This window comes from Flavobacterium limi (genome assembly GCF_010645075.1).
GTDB classification, from domain to species: domain Bacteria; phylum Bacteroidota; class Bacteroidia; order Flavobacteriales; family Flavobacteriaceae; genus Flavobacterium; species Flavobacterium limi.
Genome location: NZ_JAADZV010000001.1, coordinates 772,298 through 792,458, shown reverse-complemented (window position 1 = coordinate 792,458; position 20,161 = coordinate 772,298). Strand labels below are relative to the sequence as shown.

At 33.9% G+C, this 20,161-nt stretch carries 19 protein-coding genes; 5 read left to right on the top strand and 14 right to left on the bottom strand.

Annotated features, from left to right (window positions below):
• From GXM16_RS03465 to mraZ, 11 genes are all read right to left on the bottom strand, one after another.
• On the bottom strand, positions 1 to 723 hold the full coding sequence (locus tag GXM16_RS03465) for a cell division protein FtsQ/DivIB (protein ID WP_163392744.1): 723 nt from the start codon (positions 721 to 723) through the stop codon (positions 1 to 3).
• Complete coding sequence (gene murC / locus GXM16_RS03460) at positions 710 to 2,059, bottom strand: UDP-N-acetylmuramate--L-alanine ligase (protein ID WP_163392742.1); 1,350 nt, start codon at positions 2,057 to 2,059, stop codon at positions 710 to 712. The genes GXM16_RS03465 and murC overlap by 14 nt, the downstream gene beginning before the upstream one ends.
• A gap of 140 nt (positions 2,060 to 2,199) precedes the next feature.
• Positions 2,200 to 3,285, bottom strand: a complete 1,086-nt coding sequence (gene murG, locus GXM16_RS03455; protein ID WP_163392740.1) for an undecaprenyldiphospho-muramoylpentapeptide beta-N-acetylglucosaminyltransferase — start codon at positions 3,283 to 3,285, stop codon at positions 2,200 to 2,202.
• A 43-nt stretch (positions 3,286 to 3,328) separates the two neighbouring features.
• Positions 3,329 to 4,639 carry an FtsW/RodA/SpoVE family cell cycle protein gene (locus GXM16_RS03450; RefSeq protein ID WP_163392738.1) on the bottom strand — a complete coding sequence of 437 codons (1,311 nt, stop codon included), beginning with the start codon at positions 4,637 to 4,639 and terminating at the stop codon, positions 3,329 to 3,331.
• Between the two features lie 55 nt (positions 4,640 to 4,694).
• Positions 4,695 to 6,026 carry a UDP-N-acetylmuramoyl-L-alanine--D-glutamate ligase gene (gene murD / locus GXM16_RS03445; protein WP_163392736.1) on the bottom strand — a complete coding sequence of 444 codons (1,332 nt, stop codon included), beginning with the start codon at positions 6,024 to 6,026 and terminating at the stop codon, positions 4,695 to 4,697.
• Positions 6,027 to 7,256, bottom strand: coding sequence for a phospho-N-acetylmuramoyl-pentapeptide-transferase (gene mraY, locus GXM16_RS03440; protein ID WP_163392734.1), 1,230 nt, complete (start codon positions 7,254 to 7,256; stop codon positions 6,027 to 6,029).
• Between the two features lie 84 nt (positions 7,257 to 7,340).
• Positions 7,341 to 8,804, bottom strand: a complete 1,464-nt coding sequence (locus GXM16_RS03435) for a UDP-N-acetylmuramoyl-L-alanyl-D-glutamate--2,6-diaminopimelate ligase (RefSeq protein ID WP_163392732.1) — start codon at positions 8,802 to 8,804, stop codon at positions 7,341 to 7,343.
• Complete coding sequence (locus GXM16_RS03430) at positions 8,801 to 10,810, bottom strand: penicillin-binding protein (RefSeq protein WP_163392731.1); 2,010 nt, start codon at positions 10,808 to 10,810, stop codon at positions 8,801 to 8,803. Before GXM16_RS03430 ends, GXM16_RS03435 begins: the two co-directional genes overlap by 4 nt.
• Positions 10,801 to 11,148: an FtsL-like putative cell division protein gene (locus GXM16_RS03425; RefSeq protein ID WP_163392729.1), complete on the bottom strand. Its 348-nt coding sequence runs from the start codon at positions 11,146 to 11,148 to the stop codon at positions 10,801 to 10,803. Before GXM16_RS03425 ends, GXM16_RS03430 begins: the two co-directional genes overlap by 10 nt.
• 12 nt (positions 11,149 to 11,160) lie before the next feature.
• On the bottom strand, positions 11,161 to 12,069 hold the full coding sequence (gene rsmH / locus GXM16_RS03420; protein ID WP_188726521.1) for a 16S rRNA (cytosine(1402)-N(4))-methyltransferase RsmH: 909 nt from the start codon (positions 12,067 to 12,069) through the stop codon (positions 11,161 to 11,163).
• Complete coding sequence (mraZ, locus tag GXM16_RS03415) at positions 12,044 to 12,517, bottom strand: division/cell wall cluster transcriptional repressor MraZ (protein WP_163392725.1); 474 nt, start codon at positions 12,515 to 12,517, stop codon at positions 12,044 to 12,046. The genes rsmH and mraZ overlap by 26 nt, the downstream gene beginning before the upstream one ends.
• Before the next feature lie 377 nt (positions 12,518 to 12,894).
• Here mraZ and GXM16_RS03410 point away from each other — a divergent pair, with 377 nt between their 5' ends.
• The 3 genes from GXM16_RS03410 to GXM16_RS03400 all read left to right on the top strand — a co-directional run bounded on the left by GXM16_RS03410 (position 12,895) and on the right by GXM16_RS03400 (position 15,120).
• On the top strand, positions 12,895 to 13,659 hold the full coding sequence (locus GXM16_RS03410) for an alpha/beta fold hydrolase (RefSeq protein WP_163392723.1): 765 nt from the start codon (positions 12,895 to 12,897) through the stop codon (positions 13,657 to 13,659).
• 39 nt (positions 13,660 to 13,698) lie between these two features.
• Positions 13,699 to 14,319, top strand: a complete 621-nt coding sequence (gene yihA, locus GXM16_RS03405; protein ID WP_163392721.1) for a ribosome biogenesis GTP-binding protein YihA/YsxC — start codon at positions 13,699 to 13,701, stop codon at positions 14,317 to 14,319.
• A gap of 174 nt (positions 14,320 to 14,493) precedes the next feature.
• Positions 14,494 to 15,120, top strand: a complete 627-nt coding sequence (locus tag GXM16_RS03400; protein WP_163392719.1) for a hypothetical protein — start codon at positions 14,494 to 14,496, stop codon at positions 15,118 to 15,120.
• A 41-nt stretch (positions 15,121 to 15,161) separates the two neighbouring features.
• On the opposite strand, the gene gldC is transcribed toward GXM16_RS03400, so the two are convergent.
• Together gldC and gldB are read right to left on the bottom strand one after the other, a co-directional pair.
• Positions 15,162 to 15,497: a gliding motility protein GldC gene (gldC, locus tag GXM16_RS03395; protein ID WP_163392716.1), complete on the bottom strand. Its 336-nt coding sequence runs from the start codon at positions 15,495 to 15,497 to the stop codon at positions 15,162 to 15,164.
• Entirely contained in the window at positions 15,497 to 16,453 is a 957-nt protein-coding gene (gldB, locus tag GXM16_RS03390) for a gliding motility lipoprotein GldB (protein WP_163392714.1), read from the bottom strand. Before gldB ends, gldC begins: the two co-directional genes overlap by 1 nt.
• A 99-nt stretch (positions 16,454 to 16,552) precedes the next feature.
• Here gldB and nadE point away from each other — a divergent pair, with 99 nt between their 5' ends.
• Positions 16,553 to 17,359, top strand: a complete 807-nt coding sequence (gene nadE / locus GXM16_RS03385; RefSeq protein WP_163392712.1) for an NAD(+) synthase — start codon at positions 16,553 to 16,555, stop codon at positions 17,357 to 17,359.
• A 91-nt stretch (positions 17,360 to 17,450) separates the two neighbouring features.
• Entirely contained in the window at positions 17,451 to 18,080 is a 630-nt protein-coding gene (locus tag GXM16_RS03380) for a response regulator transcription factor (RefSeq protein ID WP_007810686.1), read from the top strand.
• Here the strand turns inward: GXM16_RS03380 and dnaG are convergent.
• Positions 18,077 to 20,140: a DNA primase gene (dnaG, locus tag GXM16_RS03375; protein WP_163392710.1), complete on the bottom strand. Its 2,064-nt coding sequence runs from the start codon at positions 20,138 to 20,140 to the stop codon at positions 18,077 to 18,079. The genes GXM16_RS03380 and dnaG overlap by 4 nt on opposite strands.
• Positions 20,141 to 20,161 lie beyond the last annotated feature (21 nt).

Below are 20,161 nucleotides of genomic sequence, written 5' to 3'. Positions count from 1 at the left end.
TTATTTTGTGCAAACTACTTGTTCCGTAAACCTCAGATCAATTTTATTATATTTATATAACGAACTGTCTAAAACAGCCTTTTGAAAAAAAGCTTTATAATTCCTGAATTTTTCACCCACATTCATTGTTCTTCCAAAATCAATGAAGTAATTATAATTTCTATTAAACATTTTTAAGCTACCATTAGGCATAATTTCTATTGCAATGATGTTTTTTTTCAAAAACGCATCGTCATAAATTGTGCGAAATAGGGCAGCTAAATCTTCGTTATTTTTTTTATTTATTGTTCCCGAAACAAGAGGAACACGCGCCGTAAAATTGTCTGACAAAGGCATTTTATTGCCTTCATAGTCAATATAGAAAGAGCTCCCACCATCATAAACTCTTACTATTGGTGTTCTCTGTTTTACCCGCGCTTTGAGAACTCCATCGATACTTACAAAAACATCTGACTTTTCAATCATGTCCTGGTCATCGAGGCTTTTTTCTATTTTATTCAAATCTAACTCATCTTTTCGGATACTGGAAGCGTCTCTTTTATTTTCTATCAACAATTTATTAACCGTTTCGGGCTTCACAAAAAGCGTATTCTCTCCTACAAAAACAACCTCCGATTTCTTCAATTTCCTGTCTCCATTTCGATACTGAGCAAATGAATACAGAAAGAGAATGAGTCCAAAAATCAATACTAATTTAATATTTGTCCAATTAAATATTTTCATTTAAAATCGTTTTAATTGATGGCACCATTTCTCCAATATCACCAGCTCCTATTGTTACAATTACTGGCGCATCATTAGCTTTAATTTCTGTCAGTAAATCTTCTTTTGCAACAATTTTTTTATTCGAATTAGTCATCTTACCCAATAGCCATTCAGAAGTCACTCCTTCCATCGGAAGTTCTCTTGCCGGGTAAATATCCATTAAGAACACCTCATCAAATGCCGACAAACTTTCGGCAAATCCATCTACAAAATCCCTTGTTCTACTGAATAAATGCGGCTGGAAAATTGCAAGTACCTTTCGATGCGGATACAACTCCCTAACTGCCTGATGAACGGCATTAATTTCTGTTGGATGATGCGCATAATCATCAATATAGACTAATTTTTCTGTCTTAATCTGATATGAAAAACGCCTTCTGATTCCGTTAAAAGAAGCAAGTGCTTTTGCAATAGCATCTGTTGATGTTCCAAAAGTTTTTGACATTGCAATTGCCATTAATGCATTCATCAGATTATGTTTCCCAGGCAATCCAAAACGCAAATCCTTCATAACCTCTGATGGTGTATGAACATCAAAAACATAGGTCCCATTTTCTATTCTAACATTAAAAGCCTTATATACACCATCTTCATTGATAGCACATTGAACTCCATCAAGAGGCAATTCTTTAGTTATAAAAAGATTATTTTTATCTTCAACTTTAGAGACGAATTCTACAAAAGATGCCTCAATAGCATCACTCGTTCCGTAAATATCCAAATGGTCTGCATCCATCGATGTTACACAGGCGATATTCGGGTGCAAATGCAAAAACGATCTGTCAAATTCATCAGCTTCGACAACTGTTACCGTCTTTCCGTTTCCAATTAGATTTGAATTATAATTCTCCACAATTCCACCTACAAATGCCGTAACGTCTGCACCGCTTTCATGCAATATATGTCCCAAAATACTTGAAGTAGTTGTTTTTCCGTGCGTTCCGGCTACTGCAAAACTAAATGTACCTTTGGTAATAATACCTAAAACTTCTGCACGTTTTTTAACCTGATATTGTCTTTCAATAAAATAATTCCATTCTGAATGAGTTACAGGAACTGCCGGCGTAAAAATCACCAGTGTGTTTTCTACATAATAATCGGATGGAATTAAACCAATATTTTCTTCAAAATGAATATCAATACCACTTTCTATCAATTCATTTGTGAGCATCGATGGAGTTTTATCATAACCAGAAACCTTTTTTCCGATGTATTTGAAATAACGGGCCAAGGCACTCATTCCGATTCCTCCGATACCAATAAAATAAACATTTTGTATTTGATTTAAATTCATTTGATTTTTATTTTGAGCTATTTTACTTTAAAAAACTAGTAATTAAGCTTTTATATTTTTTATTATTTAACAACTCAAAACGCCTAAAAATAGCATTCTAAATTTTGTAATGTGTTTTATAATTATTCTTAAAAGTTACATTATAACAACTTTTTGATTTCATCTACAATAACTTTTGTAGCGTTTGGTCTGGCCAGTTTTTTAATATTGTCACTTAACTGTTTTTGTTTTCCATCGTCTTTTAGGAGCGCTTCAAAAACAATACTGAATTGGCTGTCTAATTCTGATTCTCTCAATAAAATAGCACCTTTAGCATCTACAATTGCCTGAGCATTTTTGGTCTGATGATCTTCAGCTACATTTGGCGACGGTATAAAAATTACCGGTTTCCCTACAATACATAATTCAGAAACTGATGATGCGCCTGCCCGGGAAATAATCACATCTGCAGCGGCGTAAACAAAATCCATTCTTTCAATGAAATCAACTACTTTTACATTGGGCTGATTAAATTTTTTGTAATCATCAAAATATAATTTTCCGCATTGCCAAATTACCTGTACATTTTGCGAAAGAAAATTATCCAGTTCTTTTTCGATTAGCTGATTAACTCTTCTGGCACCTAAACTCCCCCCCAAAACTAACAGCGTTTTTTTATTCGGATCTAAACCGTAAAAAGCCATAGCTTCATTATGTTTTGTATCAATATCAATTAAATCCTGACGAACCGGATTTCCTGTTAAAACAATTTTTTCTTTTGGAAAAAAACGCTCTAAATTCTCGTATGCCACACAAATTGCATTTGCTTTTTTACTTAGTAACTTATTTGTAATTCCCGGAAATGAATTTTGTTCCTGAATTACTGTTGGAATTCCTGCTGATCCGGCAGCCTGTAAAAGAGGCCCGCTGGCAAAGCCACCTGTCCCAATTACTACATTTGGCTTAAACTGTTTGATAATTCTCTTTGATGCTAATAAACTGGATGCTAATTTTAAAGGAAACATCATGTTTTGTAACGTTAATTTTCTTTGTAACCCAGCAATCCAAAGTCCTTTTATTTCGTAACCAGCCTGAGGCACTTTTTGCATCTCCATTTTATCTTTGGCACCTACAAAAAGAAATTCAGCATCAGGAAATTGTAATTTTAATTCGTTTGCAATCGCAATTGCAGGGTAAATATGCCCTCCTGTTCCACCACCACTTAGTATGAATTTATACTTTGCCATATTCTTGAAAAGTTGTAGTATTTAAAACTATTCTCTTTTAATTTTATTTGTTTAATACTGCACTCATAGGATTTTTAGAATTATCCTGAATAGAATACATTACTTCTTCTTCGTATATTTCATCTGCAGGTAAATCTTCTTCTGCCAGCTCTTTATCAATTAATCTTTGGAGTGCTTCTTTTCGTCTTTCTTTCTCTTCTCTTTCTTCAGAGATTTCTTCTTCTTTTTTAGTTACACTGATAATAATTCCAAGACCAAAACAAGTCATCCAGATCGAACTTCCCCCACTGCTTATCAAAGGGAGCGTCTGACCCGTTACCGGTAATAATTCAACTGCAACCGCCATATTAATCATTGCCTGAAATATCATTGGAAACCCAAGTCCGACGACGACTAATTTCCCAAACAGCGTGTTTGCCTTGTGTGACGCTATAACAAATCGAAACAACAATAATAAGTACAAAATTAATATTGCTACTCCTCCAACTAAACCATATTCCTCAACAATAATCGCGTAAATAAAATCGGAAGATGATTGTGGCAAAAAGTTTTTTTGTACACTTTTTCCTGGTCCTAATCCACCCAATTTTCCTGAAGCAATTGCTGTTTTGGCTTTTTCAATCTGATAATCATCTTCATCCGGTTTATCAGTTGTAAAGTTCATAATACGACTTTCCCAGGTTGAAACCCTGCTGAAAAATTTTGAATCAGGAAAAGCTTTAGCGACTAATAGAAAAAAAGCCAGCATAGCAACTCCTGAACCAATAATAAAACCAATATATTTCAGCGGATATTTACCAATAAAGGTCAACATAATTACCATTGAAAAAATCAACGCAGTAGTCGAAAAATTTGCAGGTAAAATAAGTGCTAAAGTAATAAAAACCGGAAGCCAAAGTTGAATCAATGAAGTTTGAAAAGACTCATTCTCCTGCTTCGTCTTAGACAAATAACGTGCTACAAATATAAAAAGTACAATTGAAGCAATTGTCGAAGGCTGAAATGTAATTCCTATAAACGGAAGCTGAATCCACCTACTGGCATTTGCTCCGGAGATTACAGTTCCTTTAACTAACGTAAAAACCAAAAGAATCCAGACTACCGGCAGCGCAATTTTTGAAATAGCCCTAAAATAATGATACGGGATTTTATGAACCCAATAAATAATCATAAAACCAATACAAATGTGCGCTAAATGCTTAATTAAATAGCCCAGCGTATTTCCAGTTCCATGACCAATATAGGCCAGATTACTACTTGCACTAAAAACAGGCATAAATGAAAACAGTGCCAATAAAGCCACAAATGACCATATTACCCTGTCACCTTTTAATTTGTTTACCAGCTCTTTCATAAATCTTTCTTTTTATTTCAGGTTTCAAATTACATCTAATATAAAACCTGAATTTTTACAAGTTGTGAACGGCTTGTTTAAATTGCTTTCCTCTGTCTTCGTAGTTTTCGAATAAGTCAAAACTAGCACAAGCAGGAGATAATAAAACAGCATCCCCTTTTTCTGTTAATCTTTGTGCCGTTTTCACAGCATCATTCATATTATTCACTTCCACCATTATATCAACAACATTCCCAAAAGCTTCGATAATTTTACGATTATCAATTCCTAAGCAAATAATTGCTTTTACCTTTTCGCGTACTAATGACATTAATTCATTGTAATCATTTCCTTTATCAACACCACCTACAATCCATACAGTTGGGACATTCATACTATCTAAAGCAAAGAAAGTAGCGTTTACATTTGTCGCTTTTGAGTCGTTTATGTATTGTACATTCTGAATTTTTAATACTTTCTCTAGACGATGTTCAACACCTTGAAAATTTGATAAACTTTCGCGAATTGTTGCATTTCTAATTTGCATCAATTTTGCTACAGAGCTTGCTGCCATTGCATTTTTCATATTATGTTTTCCTTCTAACGCAATGTATTCTGTTTCCATTGTAAACTCTTCCTGGTTGATCTTTATTTCCATTTTGTTGTTATTTATAGAAGCCCCTTCATCGAATGATTTAGTCAATGAAAAAGGAATTAATTTTGCTTTTGTTTTATTATTCTTTAACCATTCTGTACTCGCTTCATCATCTGAATCATAAATGAGATAATCGCTTTCGGTCTGGTTCATCGTTATCCTGAACTTGGAATTGATATAATTCTCATATTTATATTCATATCGGTCTAAATGATCCGGACTAATATTCGTTATTATGGCAATATCGGGCCTGTAATCAATAATTCCATCCAGTTGAAAACTACTTAATTCGAGCACATAGGCATCGTATTTATTTTCGGCTACCTGCCAGGCAAAGCTTTTTCCGATATTTCCTCCCAAACCCACATTTAATCCTGCTGATTTCAATAAATGATGGGTCAGCATTGTTGTAGTGGTTTTACCATTACTTCCGGTTATTCCAATAGTCAATGCTTCGGTGTAAGGTTTTGCAAACTCTATTTCCGAAATTACTTTGACACCTGCAGCTACAAGCTTTTTTACTATCTGAGATTTTTCCGGAATTCCCGGGCTTTTCATTACCACATCAGCATTCAGAATCAAATCTTCAGTATGCTGTTCCTCTTCCCAGGCAATTCCATTAATTATAAGAACTTCTTTATAGCTTTCTTTTATCTTTCCAAAATCAGATAAAAAAACATCATATCCTTTTTTCTTTCCAAGGATAGCGGTACCTACACCGCTTTCTCCTCCTCCTAAAACCACCAACCTCATCTATCTCAGCTTTAAGGTAACAATTGATAATATTGCCAGCATAACAGCGACAATCCAGAAACGCGTTACAATTTTACTTTCATGATATCCTTTTTTCTGATAATGATGATGTAAAGGCGCCATAAGGAAAATTCTGCGGCCCTCGCCAAAACGTTTTTTAGTATATTTAAAATAAAAAACCTGAATCACTACTGAAGCATTTTCTGCAAGGAAAATTCCGCAGAACAAAACAATCAATATCTCTTTACGAACGGCGATTGCCAAAACGGCTATAATTCCGCCAATAGTTAAACTTCCTGTGTCTCCCATAAAAACTGAAGCGGGATAAGAATTATACCAAAGAAAACCTATCAAGGCACCTACGAAAGCCGATATAAAAACTGTCATTTCTCCCGAATTAGGGATATACATAATATTTAGATAATTCGAAAAGATGATGTTCCCCGAAACAAACGTAAATATACCAAGCGCTAAGACGGATATTGCCGAAGTACCTGCAGCCAGACCATCTATTCCGTCAGTTAAATTAGCTCCGTTAGAAACTGCTGTGATAATAAAAATAACAACCGGAATAAAAATTAACCATGCCCATTTTTCATAACCTTCACCTGTCCAAGCCAAAATTTCAGCATAATCTAACTCATTGTTTTTTACAAAAGGAATGGTAGTTGCAGTTGATTTTTCTTCAACAGGTGCAGGAAGAACAACAGTAGTATTATTTGTTTTGAAGCTTTCACTATAACCTGTATCTGTCCTAACTGTAACAGCCGGATTAAAATAAAGAACAGCTCCAACAATAATTCCCAAACCAACCTGACCAATCACTTTAAATTTTCCTTTAAGCCCTTCTTTATCTTTTTTGAATATTTTAATATAATCATCTACAAAACCAATAGTACCCATCCAAAGTGTTGTAACAATAAGTAATACTATATAAATATTATGCAACCGTGCAAATAACAAAACCGGTATTAAAGTTGCGAAAATGATAATCAGTCCTCCCATTGTTGGAGTCCCTGCTTTTTCATTCTGACCTGCAAGCCCAAGCTCACGAACTGTTTCTCCAACCTGCTGACGACGCAGAAAATTAATCACCCTTTTACCATAAATTGTTGATAAAAGCAACGAAAGCATTAAAGCTAAACCCGATCTGAAGGTGATGTACTGAAAAACGCCTGTTCCAGGAACATCTAATGTTTTATTTAAATATTCAAATAAATAGTATAGCATATCGTTATTTTTTAAATTCTAATTTCGAATTAAATTCCAAATTCCAACGCTAATTGGATTTTAGAATTTGGAATTTCTATTTTTTTATTTTCTTAGTTGTTCCAAAATTTCTTTTACCGTTTCCATATCGTCAAAATGATGACGTACACCATTTATTTCCTGATAAGTTTCATGTCCCTTACCTGCAATTAAAATAATATCATTGGACTGAGCCAATTGACAAGCCGTTTTTATAGCCTGTTTTCTATCTGTAATCCTCAGGAGTTTTTTATAATTATGGGCTTCGACACCCTCTTCCATTTCATCTAAAATAACTTCAGGATCTTCATTTCTAGGATTATCTGAAGTTAAAATAGCTTTATCACTTAAATTTGCAGCAATTTGTGCCATGACTGGTCTTTTTGCCTTATCTCTGTTCCCGCCACAACCTACAACCGTAATCAATTGTTCATTTTTAGTACGGATATCATCAATAGTTATTAAAACATTTTCTAAAGCATCAGGCGTGTGGGCGTAATCAACAATTGCAGTCACATTACCTTCTGAAATAATATACTGAAAACGACCTGAAACACTCTCTAAATCAGACAACAAACGCAACGCTTCAAAACTATCCATTCCTAATTCAACTGCAGCACCATAAATAGCCAAAACATTATAAGCATTAAATGTACCGATTAGCTTTACCCAAACTTCATTCTCGTTTACTTTCAATAATAAACCGGACAACTGGCTTTCTAAAATTTGTGCTTTAAAATCTGCATACGTTTTTAAGGCATATGTAAATTTTCTTGCCACTGTGTTTTGCAGCATCACAGTTCCGTTTTTATCATCAATATTTGATAAAGCAAAGGCTGTTTTTGGTAATGAATCAAAAAATGATTTTTTCACGTCTCTATATTCTGCAAAAGTTGGATGATAGTCCAAGTGGTCGTGAGAAAGATTTGTAAAAATTCCGCCAACAAAATGTAATGCTTCAGTTCTTTTTTGATGAATTCCGTGAGAACTCACTTCCATAAAACAGTGTGTTACGCCAGCCTCAATCATTTCATTAAAATAATGATTAATTGTAATTGAATCCGGAGTTGTGTGTGTTGCTTTATATTCCGTTTCATCAACCATGATTTTTACTGTTGATAACAACCCAACTTTAAAACCTGCTTTTTGAAACAATTGAAATAATAACGATGCAATAGTTGTTTTTCCGTTTGTACCGGTCACCCCAACCAGCTTTAATTTTCGGGAAGGATTGTCAAAATAATTGGCAGCCATAAAAGCCAAAGCCGAATTAGTGTCTTTAACTTGTATGTATGTAATTCCTTTTTCAATATTTCCTGGCAATGTATCGCAAATAATTGCTGCTGCACCTAACTGAATCGCTTTTTCGATATAATCATGTCCATCTGAAAGAGTACCACGAATCGCTATAAAAACATCATTTTCTTCAATTTTTCTTGAATCAAAATCTATTTTATGAATTGGAATGTCTGTTGAACCTGTAACAGATTCAATAGCTACCTTATATAATATGTCTTTTAGTATTTTCACGATAATTCTAATACTATAATTGTGTTTTTATTAATATTCTGACCAGCCTGAATCGATTGATACCTCACTTTTCCTACTCCGTTTACTCTAACTTTTAAACCTAAATTTTCAAGTAATGCGACTGCGTCCATACCCGGCATTCCTTTTAAATTCGGAATCAACTTTGGTTTTTTATTGGAAACATCATTAAATTTATCATAGCTGTATTCCTGCTTCGGAATTTTAGAATCTAAACGTTTGATTTTATTTGTTGAAGGCGCATCTGTAAATATTTTTTGGGCAATTCTTTTGAAAACCGGCCCGGCAACATCTGCTCCATAATAATTATTTTTGGCTGTATTTGGCTTATGAACCACTACAATGCAAGAGTACTTTGGATGATCTGCCGGAAAATATCCAACAAAAGATGATGCATAATACAACGCTGACTTCCCTTCTTTTCCTCCATAATTCATTTGAGCGGTTCCTGTTTTTCCAGCCATCGAAAAATCTTTTGAATACAATTTTGAAGCCGTTCCTTTTTTAACCACATTCAACAAAACAGCTTTCAATTTTTTAATGGTTTCGGATGAACAAACTTTTGGATTAATCACTTCTGTGTCGAATTTCTTAATGGTCCTGTTCCATTCTTTAATTTCAGATACAAATTGCGGTCTTACCATTACACCATTATTGGCAACCGAATTATAAAATGCCAGCGTCTGCATTGGTGTAACTGAAACCTCGTATCCAAAAGCCATCCATGGAAGTGAAATTCCTGACCAGCTTTTATCTCCGGGATGTGGAATAACTGGTCTTCCCTCTCCTTTAAAATGCAACCCTAAAGTCTTATCCAAGCCAAAATTTTTAATATGATTTACAAATTTTGACGGATTGCCTTTATAATTTTCATAAACTGCCTGAACCATAACAGTATTTGATGAAAGTTCAAATCCTCGTGCTAGTGAAATCTTTCCATATCCACCTGTGTGAGAATCCCGAACAGATCTTCCGTAATACTTAACTACACCTCCATGACTGTCATACACTGTACTTGTATCTGCCACCTTGTCTTCTAAAATTGCCATTAAATCAACCAATTTAAAAGTTGAGCCTGGTTCGTGAGACTCTGCTACAGCATAATTCGTAGTTTCAGTATACGATCCGTCTTCCTGCCTTCCTAAATTTGAAATCGCTTTTACATGACCAGTCTGCGTTTCCATAACCACTACACATCCATGATGAGCTTCATAATCTTCTAACTGTTTCAATAACGCATGATGTGCAATATCCTGAATAAAAACGTCAATGGTAGATATTACGTCATAACCATCTATAGGATCAACTTCATTTAAATCACGAATAGGTTTCCACTGTCCTTTAGCAATTTTTTGTTTTAAAATCTTACCATCTTTCCCGTTCAGATAACTTTTAAATGCCCACTCAATTCCTTTTCCAACCTCTACACCTGTAGCAGGATCGATTCTGTCATAGCCTATTGTCCTTTCAGCAATTTTACCAATTGGGTGTTTTCTAACCGTTTCCTGTTCAACTATGATCCCTCCTTTGAAAGCTCCTAAATTAAATAATGGAAAGCCTTTAATTTTCACATACTCGGTATAACTTAAGTTTCGGGCAATTAAATAATAACGGTTTTTATTTGCCCTTGCTTTTCTTAGTTCATTCTGATAATAACCACTTGGACGTCCGAGAACAGAAGACAAAGAATCTGAAAGAGGTTTTATATATTTTTCGAAATTTTCTTCTTTGGGTGCTTTCGAATCAAACCTTATTTCATAATTAGGTATTGATGTCGCCAGCAAACTTCCGTCTGCTGAATAAATATTTCCTTTATTCGCCGGAATTACAAAATTCCTAACCGTACGTTGTTTTGCCAGTTTCCTGTAATAATCTCCTTCAACCCACTGAATATTGGTCAATTTAACAACAATAGCAATTGCCATCAAAAAGATGAAAACTGCTACGAGGTAAATTCTGTAGGATATATGTCTATCGTCTACTGCCATATTCTTTGAAAGAAATTTTTTTCTTCTTCTTTTTTAACTTCTATTTTTATTGGAGGAACCGTTGATGGAAAAATTTGCTTTTCAAGCATCTTATTCGATATTGTTGACTCCATTTTTAACTTCATCAATTCTGAACGCCGATCAACAAATTCTGACCTCAATTCTTTTACTTCATTACTTAGTTTTGCAATTTCAAATACCTTTTGTTCATATCGTTGGGTATTAGCAATCATTATTATAGCTAGAAGAATAATAAAAACAATGAATCGCCAGTTTTTCACAGCATCATCATGTATCAGAAACCTTGCTTTTAATATGCTAAATACTCCGCTTTTCATTCTACCTATATATTATATCTTTTCAGCAATTCTTAATTTTGCGCTTCTTGCCCTGTTATTCTCTTTAATTTCAGCATCGTCAGGAACAATCAGTTTTCCTATTGTTTTAAACGGAACTGAAAAATTTCCATAAAAATCACGCTCAGGCTCCCCTTCAAACATTCCGTTTTTAATAAATCTTTTTACCAGTCTGTCTTCCAGAGAGTGATACGAGATCACAGATAATCTTCCTCCCGGATTTAGAATTTCTAATGACTGCTCAATAAATTCTTTCAAAACATCCATTTCCTGATTTACTTCAATACGGATAGCCTGATAAATTTGAGCTAATATCTTGTTTCGAAGTCTTTCAGGTAAATATTTCGCCAGAACATCTTTTAATTCGTCAGTCGTTTTAATTGGACTATGCGCTCTCGCCTCGACAATTGTCCTTGACAAAGCAGGAGCATTTTTCAATTCTCCATAATCAAAAAACACTCTTCTTAAATTCGCATCGTCATACTCATTAACAACCCTGTAAGCATTCAAATCATTTTTCTGACTCATTCGCATATCCAGTCCGGCATCAAATCTTGTCGAAAAACCTCTTTCCGGAACATCAAACTGATGCGATGACACACCCAGATCTGCCAAAATTCCATCTACTCCTTTAACACCATAAAAACGCAAAAATCTTTTTATAAATCTGAAGTTCTCATTAATTAAAGTAAATCTTTCGTCGTTCAGAGCATTTTCTAAAGCATCTTCATCCTGATCAAAAGCAAACAGTTTTCCGTTTGGTCCTAATCTTTTCAATATTTCTTTTGAATGACCGCCTCCTCCAAACGTTACATCAACATATACCCCGTCAGGTTTAATATTTAAGCCATCAACCGTAGGATGAAGTAAAACCGGATTATGATATTCCATTGTCGTCGTCATTAATATTTCCCATTACTTCTTCGGCTAAATCTGCAAAATCCATATCTTCGCCGCTTATTGATTTTTCATATAAATCCTTATCCCAAATCTCTACAATATTAACTGCTGATGAAAAAACCACATCTTTTGAAATATTTGAAAAAGAAACCAAATCCTTTGGAACCAACAACCTCCCTAATGCATCAATCTCCACTATTTTAACTCCGGCTGTAAATCTTCTGATAAAGTCATTGTTTTTTTTCACGAAACGATTCAGCTTATTAATTTTTTGCATCATCAAATTCCACTCATCCATCGGATACAATTCCAAACATGGCTGAAAAACTGAACGCTTCAAGACAAATCCATCCTGAAGAGACGAGGCCAATTGCTTTTTTAAAGGCGCAGGTATCATTAACCTGCCTTTAGCATCAACTTTACACTCATATGTCCCTACAATTGTGTTCAAAAAAACTCATTAACATGTTATACAGCAAAAATATAAAAATTTTTACCACATTTTACCACAATATACCACTTTGTTAATAAGTTTAACCACTATTCTCCCATTCCCCATAATCGATAGACTTTCAATATCTTAACTAATTATTACAGAATCAACTAAATCACTAATAAATCAAAAAAATTAAGGCGTATTTTTCTTAAAAAAATATTTTATCATTCAGGTTCTTAACATTTTACAAATTAGACAAAATCAACAATAAAACCTGATTTATAACAAGTTAGAAGTTCTACAAAAATTACATAGTTAAAAAACAGCAGCAAAAATTCATTTTTATTTATTAAACCCTATATTTGTCCAAATTGAAATTGGCATTAGATTAAATGGACAAACACTACAAAAAAGAAGGCAAATACAGCTATTTTGAAGCTGGAGAAGGAACCCCTATCGTAATTTTACACGGATTAATGGGAGGTCTCAGTAACTTTGATGGTGTAGCACAATATTTCCCGACAAAAGGATACAAAGTTGTTATTCCGGATTTGCCAATATATACACAAAGTATTTTAAAAACCAATGTAAAGAGTTTTGCTAAATACGTTAAAGATTTTATCAATTTTAAAGGTTTTGACAAAGTTGTCTTATTAGGAAATTCTTTAGGAGGACACATCGCACTTTACCATACTAAATTATATCCTGAAAAAGTAGCCGGACTTGTAATTACCGGAAGTTCTGGACTTTACGAAAGCGCAATGGGAGATAGTTACCCAAGAAGGGGTGACTATGAATACATCAAAAAGAAAGCTGAAGATGTATTTTATGATCCTAAAATTGCAACACCTGACCTTATTGATGAAGTATATGCAACCGCTAATGACCGCATCAAACTGATCAAAACTTTAACAATTGCAAAGAGTGCTATCCGTCATAATATGGCCAAGGATTTACCAAAAATGACGGTTGAAACATGTATCATCTGGGGAAAAAACGACACTGTTACACCTCCAAATGTTGCTGAAGAATTTGATAAATTATTGCCTAATTCAACTTTATACTGGATTGACAAATGTGGACACGCCGCTATGATGGAACATCCTGATGAATTTAATGAAATTCTGGAGAAATGGCTTACTGAGCAGAAATTATAGCATCTAACTTTCTTGAGGAGGTTTTAAAAAATAAAAAACATGAAAATTAATACCGCCGAATTTATTATCAGTAATTCTGATGCTTCAAAATGCCCCGCTGAGTTTTTGCCGGAATATGCATTTATAGGCCGATCCAATGTTGGTAAATCATCCCTAATCAATATGATTACCAATCATAAAAATTTAGCAAAAACATCTGGAAAACCAGGAAAAACACAATTAATAAATCATTTTAAAATCAATAGTAACTGGTTTTTGGTCGATTTACCAGGTTATGGCTATGCTAAAGTATCTAAAAAAACCAAATCTGTTTTTCAGCAATTCATAACCGATTATTTCGAAAACAGAGAACAGCTGGTATGCGCTTTTGTATTAATTGACATTCGTCATGAAGCTCAGAAAATAGACATCGAATTCATGTCTTATATGGGTGAAAGCGAAATTCCCTTTTGTATTATTTTTACAAAAGCGGACAAAATCAGTAAAGTGAAAATTGATTCCCATATTGCAGCATACAAAAAACAAATGTATGCAAACAACTGGACTGAAATGCCTCAATATTTTGTAACCTCATCTACAGAATCAATCGGAAAAGAAGAATTGCTTTCTTATATCGATGAAGTAAATCAGGAAGTTTTTAAAAACAACTCCGGTTTTTAAATTACAATCAATAAGACTTAATTTTAAATAATGAAAACTTCCAAATCCCATCTAAAATGGAGTTTGGGAGTTTTCATTATTGAGATTTTTTTGAATCTGGTTTTTATTTTACAGAATAACCTTTAAGCATTATCTTTTTTAAATTATATTTGAACCAAATTAATCCCATTCTTTATGAAGAAAACTCTTTGTTTTTTACTTTTAATACTCTTATCATCCTGCAATGTCACTCATTATTTTTTGCACAGTACAGATAGGGTGAATAGTTTGGATTTTACTAAAGGTACATGGCTTATCGGCGACATTGAAGTTGATCAAAATACAAAAACAAAATTAACCCGTTCTGTCATGACTGATTTTTCAAGATACTTAGGAAGAAGGGTTAAATATTCGATGGATGAACGAAAATATTTCACTACCAAACAAGTCCCATTGAAATTAGATAAACCCGCAATTTTGGAACTCAAAAAAGCAGCTGATTCTGATTATTATGTGAATATAAAATGCAAAAATGCGAAAAACGACTTTAGTAATTTTGAATTTCAAAATCATTTTTACTACAAGAAACAAATGACATATGCAGAAGTTATTTTAGAAGTATACGATTTGAATCGCGGTGAAATAATTTACTCCCGAGCATCCGGCGGGTGTCTAGAAGAAGAGCTTAGCATTACAAATTACCCTACATCAGTAGTAATAATGGGATGTTACAGAAAAATCATAAATGATATCAAAAAGATTTCAATCAAACCTGTAAAACGCTTACCTACCTATCAGGAGAAAAAAAATCTCAAATCATGATTTACAACATGATTTGAGATTTTTTATTTATTAAAATTTAACTATCTGGTTAGTTCTAATTTTTCTGCAAAATAATCGCAGAAATCTTTCATTGTATCTGCCATTTTTTCGTCATCTGTAGCTCTTTTAAAAGTATCCGACATCGCGACTAATGTCTGATGAAAGAAAATTTTCATTTCATCAACAGGCATATCTTTCGTCCATAAATCAATTCGCATGCTTTCTTTGGCCTTGCTGTCCCAGATAGAAAGCATAATTGCTTTTGCCTCTTCACCTTCTACTCCTCCATCTTTAGCTGTCCATGATAATTTTTCAGGAACACGGTTTTCATCTAATTCTATATTGAATTTAATTTCTGATTTTATTGTATCTGACATTATTTCTTAGGTTTGTATTTTGATTTTTCGAAAATTTCTTTTGCATTTATCTTTAATAATTCCGGCAAAGTTACAGTATTATTTTTCATATATGACCGTACCATTTGCCAGCCAATCCAGGCACCAACTCTCCCTGGAGAATCATTATCAATTTCCAGATAAAATTTAGAAAATGGAGCCGGAGCAATAAATCGTGTTGTAAGCTTAGGATCGACACTATACAACATCTCTTTTTCTATGAAATAGCGCCACATGTATGCTTCATTTTCTTCACACCATTTTATCTGTTCCGGTGTATAGCCAATTTTTTCAGCATCTGAATACTCCGGCAAAAGCAAATCTTTAGCATACAATTGTTTTCCCTCGAATATCATTTGAGAAATCAAGTTTTTATCATCATAGGCGGGAATATTTCTGTAAGTGAAACTTGAAACAACATCCGGCATAATTTGTTTTTCCTCAAAGTTTTGTTTCAGATAGTTTGGGAATTGATAATATTTATGATCCTTCCCCAAATATAATTCCAAAGCAATAATAACCAGACTATCTGCATAAATAGCTTTTGCAGTATAATCCATCTCTCCGATTACGGTAATAACTTTTGGCGTTTTTGTTTTAGGAAAGTAATATTTTACGTGTTGAAAAAGCAAATTAAACTCCTTACGAACAGGCTCAAAATTTGAATATTTTTTTTGAACCTCAGCATAAACTTCTCTCCAGATAGGTTCCTGCATTTTCTGAAGCCAGACTGAATCATCATTTCCTGGAGGAAAAAAGAAAGGAAACTGTTTTTTAACTTTTTCTAAATCTTCAGGTTTACTTTCAAAAAAAACTTTATCAAAACGTTCTACCTTAATATCAACCGGAATTTCTTCAACAGCTTTTTCTACCTTATTTTTTTGATCACATGATAAAAAAAACAAGGACAGAAACACTACAAAGCGACATATTTTCATTTTATTTTAATTAGATTTGTGTTACTTATCTTAAGTAAACATGTACTTAAAAAATATTTTTGCAAATATACATCCCTACATCTTAAAACTTGAATTATTATGGCTAAAAAAAGCACTATTCAAACAGAAAAAGTAAATATCCACATTGTAGAGTGGTTGAAAAATTATGCTAATAACGCAAAAGTTAATGGTTTTGTAATTGGGATTTCCGGCGGAGTTGATTCTGCGGTTACTTCTACGTTATGTGCACAAACCGGTTTAAAGGTTTTATGTGTTGAAATGCCTATTCATCAGGCTGAAAGCCAGGTTTCAAGAGGAAGAGAACATATTGAACAATTAAAGAAACGTTTTCCAAATGTTTCAGATGTAAAAACGGACCTAACTACAACTTTCGAATCATTTAAAGCGGCTGTACCAAAATCTGATGATGAAGGAAAATTAAACCTTTCATTAGCTAATACCCGTGCCCGTTTACGAATGACATCTTTATATTATCTAGCTGGAATTCACGGACTTTTAGTTGCCGGAACCGGTAACAAAGTAGAAGATTTTGGGGTTGGTTTTTATACGAAATATGGAGATGGAGGAGTTGACTTGAGTCCAATTGCAGATTTGATGAAGTCAGATGTATACGCTTTGGGAGAATTTTTGAGAATTCCAAATTCAATTTTAACAGCTGCACCTACAGATGGGTTGTTTGGTGACAACAGAACTGATGAAGATCAGTTAGGTGCAAGTTATGACGAACTCGAATGGGCAATGCTTGCCGAAGAAGCAGGAAATACGGCAGATAATTTCAATGCACGTGAAAAAACAGTCTTTGAAATTTATAAACGTTTAAACACCAGCAACAAACATAAAATGGAAGCAATACCTGTTTGTGAAATACCAAAAACGTTAAAATAATTTTTTTAACATTTGTCGGCTATAAACTACAGAATTTATTTATTAATTTTACAGCTCCAAAAACAATGAACAATTCTAAAAAGGTAAAATTATGATTAAAGTATGTCTAGCAGACAACCACCCTGTGACTCACTTTGGCGTTAAGTCGTATTTTAAAGACCATGACCAAATTTCAATTGTCGCCAACGTAGGTAATTTTTCAATGGTAAGAGACATTCTTCAAACGAAGGAGATTGACATCTTAATTCTCGATCTGGAATTAGAAGGTCTTTCAAGCATCTTTGAAGTAAAGTCGATTCTAAAGAATTTTCCAAAAACGAAAATTGTAATTTTTAGTGATCTGGCCGAGCAAATGTATGCTCCTAACGCAATCAAAGCGGGTGTTTCCGGGTACGTGCACAAAACAGAAAAACTTGAAACATTAGGTGTTTCAATTATCAAGGTACACGAAGGAAAAGTTATTATTAATGAGACTGTACGTAAAAACATGGCACTTATTGCAAAACAAAGCAAAAGTGAACGTTTGTACAGAAAACTTTCTAACCGTGAAATCGAAGTTCTACGTTATTTAAGTGACGGTAAGAAAAACAATGAAATTTCTAAAATTTTAAACCTGAACGAAAAAACAATTAGTACTTATAAACTAAGACTATTGACTAAATTGAATGTAACTAATTTAGTTGACTTAGTTAATAAAGCTAAAACTTTAGAAATTATTTAATGATATCTGGACATTACTCTTCCTAGTTTTTTTGAAAACGAATTAACTAAACCGGAGTAATCCATTACCATTGACAAAAGCTCTGTATTATCTGAATTATCAGGTTTTATAGAGCTTTTTAATTCTTCTATAATTTTCCCAACTAAAAACCAGCGCATAGACATCACTGTTTCTGTAACGTATTGCGCTATCGTTTCGTGTTTCGCTTTGGTGAAAATATTCTGTCCTTCCCAATTGTGCAGCGTTAACCTTTCATCTTCCATTAAAATATCTGTAACTTCCTGAGCGAACTCTGGCTGCAAACGCATTAAATATTGTTCCAGGCTAAATTTCTCATTTTGAAGATAAAAATCAATTAAATCTTTAAAAATATCACGGAATAAAGTATTAGAAAGCTCAACTTCATCTTCCTGCAGACTCAAATAAATCCGTTGAAAAACTTTGTATTCCTTCTTTTCAGTAACCATTACAACCTCTCCCTCTTCATTATTTTTCAGAAGAACATCTTCAAATTCTTCTGTTTTATCGCCATAAAGCAATAAAATTTCAATTACCTTTCGTTCTAAACGATATAAAATATCAACTTTATCAGCTTGTTGCTGTACGGAGTATCCTGACTCCACTGGATAATAATCCTCTGGCGGACCATTTCTTGGATCTTCAGGATCTCCACCAGAGTAGCCCGTATTTAGATTTTGGTTTTTATAAACCTGAAAAGGTTTTTGTTCCTGTTTTTGCTTTTTATTAGCTTCTGCAATGTCTTTTTGAATTAATTGCGCTAAAGTACTTACCAAAACCTGCTCAGAAATATCCATTATTCGGGCACATTCCTGAATATATACTTCTCGCTGAATACGATCCGGTATTTTAGAAATACTGGCAACCATATCCCGAATCAGATCGGCTTTTTTTATAGGATCGTTTTTGGCTTCACCCATCAAAATAGAAGCCTTAAACTGAATAAAGTCTTTGCTGTTATTCTCTAAATAAGCAACCAGATCGTCATGCGAATTTTTTCTGGCAAAACTATCAGGATCTTCTCCGTCCGGAAAAGCACATACTCTTACATTCATTCCTTCTTCCAGAATCAAATCAATTCCCCTAATAGAAGCACGAAGCCCTGCCGCATCACCATCAAAAAGCACCGTAATATTCCGGGTAAGTCGATTTATCAAACGAATTTGATCAGGTGTTAAAGCAGTTCCGGATGAAGCAACTACATTCTCTATTCCGGCCTGATTAAACTGAATTACATCTGTATATCCTTCTACTAAATAGCAATTATTTTGTTTAGCAATTGACTGTTTGGCCTGAAAAATCCCGTAAAGTACTTTACTTTTATGGTAAATATCACTTTCCGGTGAGTTTAAATATTTTGCAGCTTTTTTATCATTCGTTAAAATACGTCCTCCAAAGCCTAAAACGCGACCTGACATACTTTGAATCGGGAACATCACACGACCTTTAAAACGGTCAAAAGGACGATCCTCCCTGGCAATGGTTAAGCCCGTGCTTTCTAAAAATTCTAATTTATAACCTTTTCCAAGTGCTTCTTTTGTTAAAGCGTCCCAGGTTTCCGGTGAATATCCTAAATTAAATTTTTTGATAGTTTCATTCGTAAAACCTCTTTCTTTAAAATAAGACAAACCAATTGCCTTTCCCTCCTCAGAGTTTAAAAGTGTATCATTAAAATATTTTGCTGCAAATTCTGAAACCAGGTACATACTTTCACGAACATCTGTTATGGCTTTTTCGGCATCTGTTTGCTCAGTTTCTTCAATCTCAATGTTGTATTTTCTTGCCAGATACCGAATGGCTTCGGGATAGGTAAATTGTGAATGCTCCATCAGGAATTTCACAGAGTTCCCTCCCTTCCCTGTGCTAAAATCTTTCCAAATTCCTTTTGCAGGAGAAACCATGAATGATGGAGAGCGTTCATCTGAAAATGGACTTAGGCCTTTAAAATTACTTCCGGCACGCTTTAAATTGACAAAATCACCAATAACCTCCTCTACCCGAGCAGTTTCAAAAACAGTATCTATTGTATTTTGTGAAATCAAAATGTAAAAATATTTTTAAAG